This is a genomic window from Streptomyces flavovariabilis (assembly GCF_000725785.1).
Classification (GTDB): Bacteria; Actinomycetota; Actinomycetes; order Streptomycetales; family Streptomycetaceae; genus Streptomyces; species Streptomyces hawaiiensis.
Genome location: NZ_JNXD01000008.1, coordinates 34307 through 47347, shown reverse-complemented (window position 1 = coordinate 47347; position 13041 = coordinate 34307). Strand labels below are relative to the sequence as shown.

The 13041-nt window shown below is 71.1% G+C and carries 10 protein-coding genes and 1 tRNA gene; 8 read left to right on the top strand and 3 right to left on the bottom strand.

Annotation, left to right across the window (positions count from 1 at the left end; all coding sequences use genetic code 11):
* Both frc and IO24_RS0116080 read right to left on the bottom strand, forming a co-directional pair.
* Entirely contained in the window at positions 1–1236 is a 1236-nt protein-coding gene (gene frc / locus IO24_RS0116085; RefSeq protein WP_031136284.1) for a formyl-CoA transferase, read from the bottom strand.
* A 10-nt stretch (positions 1237–1246) separates the two neighbouring features.
* A complete protein-coding gene (locus tag IO24_RS0116080) occupies positions 1247–2929 on the bottom strand; it encodes a thiamine pyrophosphate-binding protein (RefSeq protein ID WP_031136282.1) in 1683 nt (560 codons plus the stop codon).
* Positions 2930–3105: 176 nt separating this feature from the next.
* Here IO24_RS0116080 and sucC point away from each other — a divergent pair, with 176 nt between their 5' ends.
* The 3 genes from sucC (at position 3106) to IO24_RS0116065 (ending at position 6887) form a co-directional block, all read left to right on the top strand.
* Complete coding sequence (gene sucC, locus IO24_RS0116075) at positions 3106–4236, top strand: ADP-forming succinate--CoA ligase subunit beta (protein ID WP_031136280.1); 1131 nt, start codon at positions 3106–3108, stop codon at positions 4234–4236.
* 14 nt (positions 4237–4250) lie between these two features.
* On the top strand, positions 4251–5165 hold the full coding sequence (gene sucD / locus IO24_RS0116070; protein ID WP_031136278.1) for a succinate--CoA ligase subunit alpha: 915 nt from the start codon (positions 4251–4253) through the stop codon (positions 5163–5165).
* A gap of 180 nt (positions 5166–5345) precedes the next feature.
* A complete protein-coding gene (locus IO24_RS0116065) occupies positions 5346–6887 on the top strand; it encodes an aldehyde dehydrogenase family protein (RefSeq protein ID WP_031136276.1) in 1542 nt (513 codons plus the stop codon).
* 211 nt (positions 6888–7098) lie between these two features.
* Here the strand turns inward: IO24_RS0116065 and IO24_RS0116060 are convergent, their stop codons facing one another.
* Positions 7099–8430, bottom strand: a complete 1332-nt coding sequence (locus tag IO24_RS0116060; protein ID WP_045296224.1) for a DUF2254 domain-containing protein — start codon at positions 8428–8430, stop codon at positions 7099–7101.
* Positions 8431–8571: 141 nt separating this feature from the next.
* Between IO24_RS0116060 and IO24_RS0116055 the strand changes: the two genes are divergently transcribed.
* The 5 genes from IO24_RS0116055 to IO24_RS0116035 all read left to right on the top strand — a co-directional run bounded on the left by IO24_RS0116055 (position 8572) and on the right by IO24_RS0116035 (position 13019).
* Positions 8572–8656 (top strand) — tRNA-Leu (locus tag IO24_RS0116055).
* An 86-nt stretch (positions 8657–8742) separates the two neighbouring features.
* Positions 8743–8988 (top strand): aromatic-ring hydroxylase C-terminal domain-containing protein, encoded by a 246-nt coding sequence (locus tag IO24_RS47600; RefSeq protein ID WP_031136273.1) that lies wholly within the window; start codon positions 8743–8745, stop codon positions 8986–8988.
* On the top strand, positions 8985–9854 hold the full coding sequence (locus IO24_RS0116045; RefSeq protein ID WP_031136272.1) for an intradiol ring-cleavage dioxygenase: 870 nt from the start codon (positions 8985–8987) through the stop codon (positions 9852–9854). The genes IO24_RS47600 and IO24_RS0116045 overlap by 4 nt, the downstream gene beginning before the upstream one ends.
* A complete protein-coding gene (locus IO24_RS0116040; RefSeq protein WP_031136270.1) occupies positions 9851–10927 on the top strand; it encodes a maleylacetate reductase in 1077 nt (358 codons plus the stop codon). The genes IO24_RS0116045 and IO24_RS0116040 overlap by 4 nt, the downstream gene beginning before the upstream one ends.
* Before the next feature lie 298 nt (positions 10928–11225).
* Positions 11226–13019 carry a S8 family serine peptidase gene (locus tag IO24_RS0116035; RefSeq protein ID WP_031136268.1) on the top strand — a complete coding sequence of 598 codons (1794 nt, stop codon included), beginning with the start codon at positions 11226–11228 and terminating at the stop codon, positions 13017–13019.
* Positions 13020–13041 lie beyond the last annotated feature (22 nt).

The window sequence follows — 13041 nt, the reverse complement described above, 5'->3', positions numbered from 1 at the left end:
TCAGATCACTCCGTTCGACTTGAGCAGGCGTACTTCCTCGTCGCCGAGGCCGAGTTCGCCGACGTAGACCTCTTCGTTGTGCTCGCCGAGCAGAGGGGAGCTGGTCACCTCGACGGGGGAGTCGGACAACTTGAGCGGGCTGCCGACGGTCACGAAGTCGCCGCGCTCGGGGTGGGGGACGGTGACGACCATCCCGTTGGCGACGAGCGAACGGTCCTCGATGATCTCCCGGGTGGACAGGATCGGCCCGCACGGGATGTTGCGCGCGTTGAGCCGCTCCAGTACCTCCCACTTGGGCAGCGTCGAGGACCACTCCTCGATCAGCTGGAACATCTTGCCGAGCTTGGGCAGCCGTGCCTCAGGCGTCGCCCACTCGGGGTCGTCGGCCAGCTCGGGCCGGCCGATGAGCTCGCTGATCGGCTGCCAGCCGACGGGCTGCACGATGACGTACACGTAGTCGTTCGGGCCGCCCGGCGCGCACTTGACCGCCCAGCCGGGCTGGCCGCCGCCGGACGCGTTTCCGGACCTGGGGACCTCGTCGCCGAAGTCCTCGTTGGGATATTCAGCGAGCGGCCCGTGTGCCAGACGCTGCTGATCCCGCAGCTTCACCCGGCACAGGTTGAGTACGGCGTGCTGCATGGCCACGTTGACCCGCTGCCCGCGCCCGGTGCGCTCCCGTTGGTAGAGCGCGGCGAGGATGCCCGCCACGGCGTGCACACCCGTCCCCGAGTCCCCGATCTGGGCCCCCGTCGCCAGCGGCGGCCCGTCCTCGAAACCGGTGGTCGACATCGACCCGCCCATGGCCTGCGCGACGACCTCGTACGCCTTGAAGTTGGTGTACGGGCCTTCGCCGAACCCCTTGATGGAGGCATAGACGATCCGTGGATTGATCTCCTGGATGCGGTCCCAGGTGAAGCCCATCCGGTCCACCGCGCCCGGGCCGAAGTTCTCGACCATGACGTCGGAGCGCCTGATCAGCTCGGTGAGGATTTCCTTGCCGCGCCCGGTCTTGGTGTTGAGGGTGATGCTCCGCTTGTTGCAGTTGAGCATCGTGAAGTAGAGGGAGTCGACGTCCGGCAGGTCACGCAGCTGCTTGCGCGTGATGTCGCCGGTCGGCGCCTCCAGCTTGACGACGTCCGCGCCGAGCCAGGCGAGCAGCTGCGTCGCGGAGGGTCCGGACTGGACGTGGGTCATGTCCAGGACGCGGATGCCTTCGAGGGCCTTGGTTCCTGTCATCGGGGGCACCTCACTTGTACATGGTCTGGTTCATGGTTCCGGGGGCGTACGCGTCGGGGTCGACCCAGACGTTGATCAGTGACGGCTTGCCGGACTCGCGGGCGCGCAGCAGGGCGGGGCCGATGTCGGCGGGGTCGCGGACCTCTTCGCCGTAACCGCCCAGCATCTGGGCGAACTTGTCGTAGTGGACGTCGCCGAGGGTGTTGCCGACCCGGTCGCGGTCCTTGCCGTACTTGGCGGCCTGGCCGTAGCGGATCTGGTTCATGGAGGAGTTGTTGCCGACGATGCCGACGAACGGGAGGTCGTAGCGGACGAGCGTCTCGAAGTCCCAGCCGGTCAGGGAGAACGCGCCGTCGCCGAAGAGCGCGACGACCTCCTTGTCGGGCCGCGCCTGCTTGGCCGCGAGCACGAAGGGGACGCCGACGCCGAGCGTGCCGAGGGGGCCCGGGTCCATCCAGTGCCCGGGCGACTTGGGCTGCACGACCTGCCCGGAGAAGGTGACGATGTCGCCACCGTCTCCGATGTAGATGGAGTCCTCGGTGAGGAAGTCGTTGATCTCGCTGACCAGGCGGTAGGGGTGGATGGGCGAGGCGTCGGACTTCAGGCTGGGCAGCCGCTTGTCCAGAGCGGTCTGCTCGGCCGCCCGCAACTCGTCCAGCCACTCCTTGCGCCTGGACGCACCGCCGTTGACGCGCCCTGAGGCCGCCTCGGTCACCGACTTCAGCACCAGGCCGGCGTCACCCACGATGCCGAGGTCGATGTCGCGGTTCTTGCCGACCGTGCGGTAGTCGAGGTCGATCTGCACGACGGTGGCGTCCGGAGACAGCCGCTTGCCGTAGCCCATGCGGAAGTCGAAGGGCGTTCCGACGATGACGATGACGTCGGCGTTGGAGAACGCGTACCGGCGCGAGAGCTGGAAGTGGTGCGGGTCGCCGGGCGGAAGGGTGCCGCGTCCCGCGCCGTTCATGTAGGCGGGGATGTTGAGGGCCCTGACGAGCTCGATGGCCGACTCGGTGCCCCGGGTCGTCCACACCTGGCTGCCGAGCAGGATGGCCGGCTTCTCGGCGTGCACCAGCAGGTCGGCGAGCTTCTCGATGGCCTCGGGGTCGCCGGCCGAGCGGGTCGAGGCGCGGTAGGCGCCTTCCTGCGGCACGCGCGCCTTGGACGCGGGCACCTTGGCGTCCAGCACGTCGCGTGGGATCTCCAGGAAGGAGGGGCCGGGTGCGCCGTGGAAGCATTCGCGGAACGCCATGGACACCATGTCCGCGGCGCGGGCCGTGTCGGGCACGGTCGCCGCGAACTTGGTGATGGGGTTCATCATGTCGACGTGCGGCAGGTCTTGCAGGGAACCCATCTTGTGCTGGGTGAGAGCCCCCTGGCCGCCGATCAGCAGCATGGGGGATTCCGCGCGGAAGGCGTTGGCGACACCGGTGACGGCGTCGGTCGTTCCGGGGCCGGCGGTGACCACCGCGCAGCCGGGTTTGCCGGTGATGCGGGCGTAACCGTCGGCGGCGTGGGCGGCGACCTGCTCGTGGCGTACGTCGACGACTTCGATGCCCTCGTCGACGCAGCCGTCGTAGATGTCGATGATGTGGCCGCCGCACAGCGTGTAGATGCGGTCGACCCCCTCGGCCTTCAGCGCCTTGGCTACGAGATGACCACCGGAAATCAAGTCCTGGGTGTCGTCGGGCATGGCGAAGTCCTGTCCCTTCGTAGGGGGTTGGAGCGGCTCGCAGTACATTGCATACAGTCGACGAATACTGTATGAAGCTTGTTATCCCGCATCCGGTGGGTGGTGTCCAGGGGGCGTGCGGCACTTTCGGGGGACTGGGGGTCGCTCCCCGGAAGACACAGCAGTCAGGAGCCGAAATGGACCTGTACGAACACCAGGCAAGGGAACTCTTCGAAGAACACGGCATTTTGGTGCCGCGGGCCGAGGTGACCGACTCGCCCAAGGAAGCACGCGCGATCGCACGCCGGCTCGGCGGCCGGGTCGTGGTGAAAGCCCAGGTGAAGACCGGTGGGCGTGGCAAGGCCGGCGGTGTGAAACTGGCCGCCGACCCGGTCGCCGCGGAGCTGACCGCACGCCAGATTCTCGGCATGGACATCAAGGGCCACACGGTCGGCACGGTCATGCTGGCCCAACCGGTGGACATCGCAGCCGAGTTCTACGTGTCCTACGTACTCGACCGTGCGGCGGGCCGCTTCCTCGCGATCGCCTCGGCCGAGGGCGGCATGGACATCGAGGAGGTCGCCGCCACGAGGCCGGAGGCGGTCGCCCGCATCCCCGTCGACCCGGCCGAGGGCGTGACCCCGGCCAAGGCCACCGAGATCGCCGACGCCGCCGGACTGCCGCACCAGGCCGTCGACGTGCTCGTACGCCTGTGGCAGGTCCTGGTCCGCGAGGACGCCCTCCTCGTCGAGGTCAACCCGCTCGTCCGCACGAAGGAGGGCCGGATCCTGGCCCTCGACGGCAAGGTCACTCTTGACGACAACGCCCGCTTCCGGCAGGCACGCTGGGGCGCGGACGACACCGGGCACGACGACCCTCTCGAGGCGGCCGCCGCCGCGAAGGGCCTCAACTACGTCAAGCTGGACGGCGAGGTCGGCATCATCGGCAACGGCGCCGGCCTCGTCATGTCGACGCTCGACGTGGTCGCGGGGTGCGGCGCGCGACCGGCCGACTTCCTCGACATCGGCGGCGGTGCGAGCGCCCAGGTGATGGCGGACGGGCTGGCGGTCATCCTCTCCGACCCGGCCGTGAAATCAGTCTTCGTCAACGTTTTCGGCGGGATCACCGCCTGCGACGCGGTCGCCGACGGCATAGTCCGGGCGCTGGACACCGTCCGGCTGACCAAGCCGCTCGTCGTGCGTCTCGACGGCAACAACGCGGCCCGGGGCCGGGCCATCCTCGACGAGCACGCCCACCCGCTGGTCCAGCAGGTCACCACCATGGACGGCGCCGCCGCCCGTGCCGCCGAACTCGCCACCACGGCCTGAGGAGAGGGAACGCCATGGCCATCTACCTCACCAAGGAGAGCAGGGTCCTCGTCCAAGGCATGACCGGCGGCGAGGGCATGAAGCACACCCGGCGGATGCTGGAGGCCGGAACGAACGTCGTCGGTGGCGTCAACCCGCGCAAGGCGGGCCGCACCGTCGACTTCGACGTCCACCAGCGACTGAAGGGCCTGGGAGGCGCCCCCATGGCCGTGCCCGTCTTCGGCTCGGTCGCCGACGGGATGCGCGCGACCGGAGCGGACGTCACCGTGGTCTTCGTGCCGCCCGCCTTCGCCAAGGCGGCCGTCGTCGAAGCCGCCGACGCCGGCATCGGCCTCGCGGTCGTCATCACCGAGGGCATCCCCGTCCACGACTCCGTCGCCTTCACCGCGTACGCCCAGGACAAGGGCACCCGCATCGTCGGCCCCAACTGCCCAGGCCTCATCACGCCCGGCCAGTCCAACGCCGGCATCATCCCGGCCGACATCACCGAACCGGGCCGCATCGGACTGGTCTCCAAGTCCGGCACGCTGACGTACCAGCTCATGTACGAGTTGCGCGACATCGGCTTCTCCACCTGTGTCGGCATCGGCGGCGACCCCGTCGTCGGCACCACGCACATCGACTGCCTCGCCGCTTTCCAGGACGACCCCGACACCGAACTGATCGTCCTCATCGGCGAGATCGGCGGCGACGCGGAGGAACGCGCGGCGGCGTACATCCGCGAGCACGTCACCAAGCCGGTCGTCGGCTACATCGCCGGATTCACCGCACCCGAGGGCAAGACCATGGGGCACGCCGGCGCGATCGTGTCGGGCTCCTCCGGCACGGCCGCCGCGAAGAAAGAGGCCCTGGAGGCGGTCGGAGTGAGCGTGGGCGGCACACCGACCGAGACGGCGAAACTGGTGCTCGCACGACTCGAAGGCCGCTAGCCGGGCCACCGCCATGCTCGCGCGACTCGAATCCCGCTAGCCGGGCCGCCACCATGCTCGCCCGACTCTCGAAGGCCGGTAACCGGGCCGGCCACCATGCTCGCCCGACTCGAAGGCCGCTAGCAGGCCACTCACGCCGATTCCCCGCCCCCGACTGTGCACCGAGAGCGGAGCAACCCCATGGCACCCACCCTCACCCTCAAGACCGGCACGTCCTGGCCCGACGCGTGGCGGCGCTGCCTCGCCGTCGCCCCCGAGGCCTTCCGCGACGACCGGGTCCTCAACCTCTGGAACAGCGCCTGGCAGGAGGACGGCCGGGTCCTGCCCGCCGTCAGCCCGGTCGACGGCAGCCCGATCGCCGGTCCGCCACGCCTGGACGGGACCACCGCGCACCGGGCCGTGTGCGCCGCACTCGACCAGCACCGCGCCTGGCGGCACCTGCCTCTGGAGGAGCGCCGGGCGCGGGTCGCCGCCACCCTCGACGCGCTCGCCGAACACCGCGGCCTGCTCGCACTCCTGCTCGTCTGGGAGATCGGCAAGCCCTGGCGGCTCGCCCAGGCGGACGTCGACCGGGCCATCGACGGGGTCCGCTGGTACGTCGACGGCATCGAACCGATGCTCGCCGGCCGGGCCCCGCTGGACGGACCGGTCTCCAACATCGCGAGCTGGAACTACCCGATGAGCGTGCTCGTTCACGCAATGCTGGTCCAGGCACTGGCAGGCAACGCGGTCATCGCCAAGACCCCGACCGACGGCGGTGTCGCCTGCCTGACGCTGGCCTGTGCCCTCGCCGCCCGCGAGGGGATTCCCGTGACGCTCGTCAGCGGCAGCGGAGGCGAGCTGTCCCAGGCGCTGGTGCGGGCGCCCGAGATCGGCTGCGTCTCCTTCGTCGGCGGCCGCGACACCGGCGCCGCCGTGGCCACGGCCGTCACCGACCTCGGCAAACGACACGTACTCGAACAGGAAGGACTCAACACCTGGGGCATCTGGAACTACTCGGACTGGGACACCCTCACCGCGGTGATCCCCAAGCTCTTCGACTACGGCAAGCAGCGCTGCACGGCGTACCCGCGCTTCGTCGTCCAGCGGCACCTGTTCGACGCGTTCCTGGCGGCGTACCTCCCGGCGGTGCGCACGCTCAGAGTCGGGCATCCGCTCGCCGTGGAGCAACGGGACGACCCGTACCCGGAGCTGGACTTCGGGCCGGTGATCAACGCGGCCAAGGCGAAGGAGCTGCGGGACCAGGTCGCCGAGGCGATCGAGCGCGGCGCCGTACCACTGCACCGCGCCACGCCCGACGACGCCCGCTTCCTGCCCGGCCAGGACACCGCCGCCTACGTCCAGCCGGTCACGCTCCTCAACCCGCCCTCGTCCTCTCCGCTGCACCACGCGGAGCCGTTCGGCCCGGTCGACACGATCGTCCTGGTCGACACGGAGGCGGAGCTGCTGGCCGCGATGAACGCCTCCAACGGCGCGCTGGTCGCCACGCTGTCCACGGACGACCGGGCGACGTACGACCGGCTAGCCCCGCACATCCGCGCGTTCAAGGTCGGCCACGGCGCGCCCCGCTCCCGGGGTGATCGCCACGAGCTGTTCGGCGGGCTCGGGGCGTCCTGGCGCGGCGCGTTCGTCGGCGGCGACCTGCTGGTGCGCGCGGTGACGCGGGGACCGCAGGGGGAGCGGCTGCCGGGGAACTTCCCGGAATACCAGCTGCTGCCCTGACGAGGGGGGCGTGTCCGACGCCGGTTCGCCACGCCGTCCGCCCCGTGGCTGCCGGCGTCGGACGCCGAGCGCGGTCCGACGCTCCGGCCCTGCCCGGCAGCCCCACCGCTCCGCCACCGCTCCCTCCCGTCCCGGGTGGGCCGGATCCGGTTCCCCCTCGCGTGCCGGGCCTGGCCGTTTGCCGCTCGTGCCCGAGCGCGCCGGGCGTCTCTCAGCCGATCCCCTGCCGGTCCGGGCGCAGGGCGAACTCCCGGTCCGACGCGGTCGGCGCGGTCTGGTCGACGGCCTGCCGGAGCAGTTCGCGATGGCGCAGCAGCGGCTTACGGCGTTCCGGCGGGGCGAGCAGAAGCAGGTCGTCCAGTCCGGCCAGCATGCGCCGGGAGACCTGCGGACTCCCGACGGCACAGACCCGTACCTCGGTGAACCCGAGATCCACCAGCTCGGTCCACCCCGGCACCGGCTGCACCAACCGCACCGCACCGGCCCGGTCCCGGTGCAGGGCGGCGTCCAGCGGGCGCCGGCTCAGCGCCGCCAGGAACTGGACGATACGGTCCAGCGCCTGCACGGCGGTCGTCGGATCGTTGATCGCCGAGGACAGGGCGCGCAGCGCGATGTCGGACAACTGGCGCAGCCCGAAACCGAGATCCTGGTGGTAGGTCCGCTCCACCCCCACCGAGATCGCGTACCGCAGCACCCTGCGCGGCGGCACCGGCCCGCCGTGCACCGCCAGAACCGGCATACCGGGCACCACGAAGTCACCGATCCGAGGGATCAGCCGCAGCACCACCCCGTGTTTGCGCGCCACCCGCACCAACCGCGCGATGTGCACGTCCCGCAGCACCCCCGCCCGGCCCTCGTGCGGCACCCACGCGGTCTCGGCGCCGAGGCCCGAAGCCTCCTGCCCGCCCACCGGCACGGGCATCGAGGCGGCCACCCGGAACGACTCCGAGGCGATCCGCGCGATCACATGGCTGATCCGCATCAGCCGCAGGGTGGCGTTCACGTACAGCACGAAGAGCAGCAGGCTCAGCCCGACCATGCAGAGGGTGAGAACCGACTGCACCAGAGGCACCGATGTGACGGCCCGGGGGTCGTCGACACTGTCGAAGCTCGTCAGGACCAGCAAGGTCAGCACGAAGGTCGCCAGGAAGACCGCGAAGGTCGCCTTGGTGATCCGGCTCCGGACGAAGAGCCGCACCACGCGCGGGGTGAACTGCCCGCTCGCCATCTGCACGGCGACCAGCGAGATGCTGAAGACCACACCGATGAAGGTCATCATCGCCGAGCCGACCGCGTTCACCACGGCCTTCGCGTCGTCCGCGAACCGCAGCAGCTCGTCGAGCGTCTCGTAGTCCCGGTCCTCCTGGAGCGTGTCGACGACGACCGTGTCGAGCGCCTGCGCCCCCACCCAGATCACGAAGACGCTCACCATCGCCGCGGTCGGGGCGAACCAGAACGTGTCCCGCAGATGCTCCCTGAGCGGCGACAGCGCGCGCGGGCGACGCCCCGCCGAGGAGCTCCGCGTAACCATCCAGTCACTCATGGTGTGACCCTAGAGGTATCGGAGCGCGAGGGCCCGGACCCCCGCCAGGCGGACGGAAACGCAGGTGAAAGGCACTCCGAAAGCTTGGTATTGTTGTCCGTGTCGCCGCGGGGAACACCCTTGCAAGGCGGCAGACACCTGGTCCGGGTGGCGGAATGGCAGACGCGCTAGCTTGAGGTGCTAGTGCCCTTTATCGGGCGTGGGGGTTCAAGTCCCCCCTCGGACACAGACCAGCTCGGGCGGGTCGAGATCATCTCGACCCGCCCGAGCTGTTTGTGCGTGCCTGCGGCTCAGCGCCGGTAGCTCCGCAGCTTGCGGTACAGCGTCGCCCGGCCGGTCCGTCCCGGACGGCGCCCCTACGGCGCCTGGGCACGCCGGCGCGATATCTCCGGCGCGGGCGCCCTTCTCGTCCGTCCCGACGGTTTCGTCGCCTTCCGGCACTTCTCCGCCGCTCCGGACGCGGAGAACCGCTCACGGACGCGCTGCGGCGCATGCTCGGGCATGCCTGGGCACGCCATCATGGAGGAAGCGGACATCGACGACGAGGAGCCGGGATGACCACCGATGCGACCGGGACCGGCGTCACCGAGCAGGCTTTGGCCAGCCTGCGCGGGACCGCCGACCCGCGGCTGCGTGAACTGCTCACCGGCCTCGTCCGCCATCTGCACGACTTCGCGCGTGAGACCCGCCTCACCCAGGAGGAGTGGGAGCGGGCGATCGCCTTCCTGACGTCGACCGGCCGGGCCTGCACCGACACCCGGCAGGAGTTCATCCTGCTGTCGGACGTGCTGGGCCTCTCCATGCTCGTGGAGACCGTCAACGGCCATCGCGCGGCCGGCGCCACCGAGTCGACCGTGCTCGGCCCCTTCCATATGACCGAGTCGCCGGTCCGCGCGCTCGGCGACGACATCGACCTGGTGGGCGGCGGCGCCAGGTGCGTCGTCAGCGGCCGGGTGCGGTCCGCGGACGGCACCCCGCTGCCCGGTGCCGTCGTCGACGTCTGGCAGGCCGACGACAAGGGCTACTACGACGTACAGCAGCCCGGCGTCCAGCCCGCGGGCAACGGACGCGGACTGTTCACCGCCGACTCCGAGGGCCGCTTCTGGTTCCGCACCTGCGTCCCGGCGGCGTATCCGATCCCCACCGACGGCCCCGTGGGCGGGCTGCTGCGGGCGACCGGGCGGCACCCCTACCGCCCCGCGCACATCCACTTCATCGCCGCGGCCGAAGGCCACACGCCCGTCACCACGCACATCTTCGTGGCCGGGGGCGACTACCTCGACTCCGACGCGGTGTTCGCCGTGAAGCAGAGCCTGGTGCAGGACTTCACGGCGACGGACGACCCCTCGCTGGCCCGCGAGTTCGGTGTGGAGAACCCCTTCCGGCATGCCCGCTTCGACCTCGTCCTGGAGCGGACCGCATGACGTTCCAGGAGCAGTTCACATACGAGACCCGGCCCGTGCGAATCGTGTTCCGGCCCGGCGCGGCCGTCACCGCCACCCCGGGCGAGGCGGCGCGCCTCGGCCTGAGGCGGCTGCTGGTGGTGTGCGGCAGCCGGGGCGAGCGCGTGGCCCGGACGGTGGCGGACGCCCTCGGCGACAGGTGCGCGGGACTGCACGCCGAGGCGCGGATGCACGTGCCCGTCGAGGACGCCGACCGGGCCGTCGAAGCCGTCCGGGCGGCCGGGGCGGACGGCTGCGTCGCGGTCGGGGGCGGCTCGGCGATCGGGCTCGGCAAGGCGATCGCCCTGCGCACCCAACTGCCGCTGATCGCGGTGCCGTCGACCTACTCGGGCTCCGAGATGACCCCGGTGTGGGGCCTGACCGAGCACGGCACCAAACGCACCGGCCGCGACCCGGTCGTCCAGCCCCGCAGCGTCGTCTACGACCCCACGCTCACCCTTTCCCTGCCCGTACCGCTGACCGTGACCAGCGGGATCAACGCGCTCGCGCACGCCGTCGAGGCGCTGTACGCGCCGGACGTCTCACCGCTGGTCCCGGTCATGGCGGAGGAGGGCGTGCGGGCGATGGCCGAGGCGCTGCCGCGGCTGGCCGGCGACCCGGAGAACCTCGACGCGCGCAGCCGGGCACTGTACGCGGCGTGGCTGTGCGGCGCGTGCCTCGGCACGACCACGATGGGGCTGCACCACAAGCTGTGCCACGTCCTCGGCGGCACATACGGCCTGCCCCACGCCGAGACCCACACCGTCGTCCTGCCCTACGCCCTCGCCCACAACGCCCCCGCAGCACCACAGGCGGTGACCGTACTGCGCCGCGCCCTCGGCGCCGACGACGTGCCCCGCGCCCTGTGGGACCTGGCCGGCCGCCTCGGCGCACCGCGTTCCCTCGCCCAACTGGGCTTCACGGAGGCCGACGTGACACCGGCGGCGGCCCGTGTCGCGGGCGAACCGTACGCCAACCCGCGCGAGGTGACGGCGGAGGGGGTGCGGGGCGTACTGCTCGCGGCGTACGAGGGCGGGCCGCCCTTGACGGCGTAGGGACCGCCGTCAGCCGGTACGCCCGCACCCGTGGTGACGGTGACATCACCACACCGTGCTTGATGTGGCGTCAGCGCTGCCGTCGTCAGCCGGAGATCCCCGGGCCCGCAGACCCCTCAGAGGCGGGGTCAGGAGAGCCCGCGGGCGGCGTGGACGCGATCCGACCGAAGGTGCCGGCGCGGCCGGACGTGCGGTTGCAGCGCCCATGACCAGGGCGGATGATGAAAGCAGGCCCTCCGGCTGCTGCTGTCTCCCACCGCCCTGTGCAGGGCCGCACCCACGCGCACCGGGAGTCCACATGGACCGAGCCGACCTCTCAACGGTGTTCTACGGGGATGGTCCCGTCCCTGTCCTGTGGGCCACCTACTGCCCCGTGCACTTCGACGTGTGGCTGGCGTTCGCCCGGCCACCGTCCTCGCCGAGGGACGCCGACGGCCCGGGGGCCGTGGTCCGGGCGGGAGAGCGGGGACGGCAGGACCTGATTCTCGCGATCCGCGAGGAGTACGGCGTCGAGCACGTACTGGAGCGTTTCCAGAGCCGCGGGCTGATGGAGAAGTGCCGTCCGATCGCCGCCGGCAGTTTCGTGGCGGCGCAGCTGACCCTGAAGGAACTCGTCAGCGACGTCCTGCCCCTGACCAGTCTGGCCGGTGCGGTGCGCGTCGCCCACGAACTCGCCCGCAACGGCGGGACCGAAGGCATCGAAGCGGCCCTCGCAGGACACGTCAGGACCCCGGCCACCAGCGAGATCCACGACAGCATGGAGCGCCGGCAGGAGCGCGGCCGCCACGTCACCTGGCTGTTGAGGCTGCTGCACCGCATCGTGCGGAACGCGAGGCCGGACCTGGACCGGGGTGAGACAGGGGAACGGGCCGTGACCGGCGTGCTCGTCGACATGCTGGACGCCGTCGTCATGGACACCGGCCCCGTGCGCCGGCCGCACGCACCCGCCGGGCGGGTGGCCGACCGGAGACAGAAGTACCCCGTCGTATCCGTGACGACGAACCGGCCCGCGACCGGAGCGGTCGTACGGTCCCGCCGGACCATCAAAGCCGACGCGGCGGAGCAGGTCTTCTCGGTCGACACCGCCTCCATCGGCTGGGCCGTGGTCGACAGCGGCATCGACCCGCGGCACCCCGCCTTCCACGACTGGGACACCACCGGCTCGACACCGCAGCAACTCGAGACGCGCATCGCCCGCTCCTTCGACTTCACCGGCGTACGGGAGAAACTCTCCGCCGACGTGCTCGTGGGCGGCCTCGTCAACTGGGCGGCCGCCCTGCCGTCCGTCGAGACCACCCCGGCCCCGGAACAGCCCGCACGGCCACCGCCCGGCGACCAGCACGGCACCCACATCGCCGGCATCATCGGCGGCTGGTGGCCGGATCTGGACTTCCGCGGCATCTGCCCACGCATCCGGCTCTACGACTTCCGAGTCCTCGACGACGACGGAGGGGGTGATGAATTCTCCATCGTCACCGCGTTGCAGGCGATCCGTCACATCAACGAGCACGCCGGGCGCCTCATCGTCGCCGGGGTCAACATCAGCTTGTCGGTCCCGCACGATGTCGCCAGCCACTCCACCGGGTGGACACCCGTGTGCGTCGAATGCGACCGTCTGACACGGTCGGGCGTCGTGGTCGTCACCGCGGCCGGCAACGCGGGGTTCGCCGGCACCGCGCGGACCGTGGGCGCCGACTACCAGGACATCAGCATCTCAGACCCCGGAAACGCGGAGTCCGTCATCACCGTCGGCTCCACCCACCGCAGCAACCCGCACCGCCACGGCGTCAGCTACTTCTCCAGCCGGGGACCCACCGGCGACGGGCGGCCCAAGCCCGACCTGGTGGCGCCCGGGGAGGACATCGACGGCCCCATTCCCGGGGAAGGCATCGCCGCCATGCACGGCACCAGTCAGGCGGCGGCCCATGTCAGCGGAGCCGCGGCCATGCTGCTGGCCCGCAACCGGGAGTTGATCGGGCGCCCGGAACGCGTGAAGGAGATCCTGTGCGCCACGGCGACGGACCTGGCTCGCGAACGCCACTTCCAGGGCCATGGGCTCGTCGACGTGCTGCGCGCCATTCAGTCCGTCTGACGGATCGGCCCACCAGCCAGGA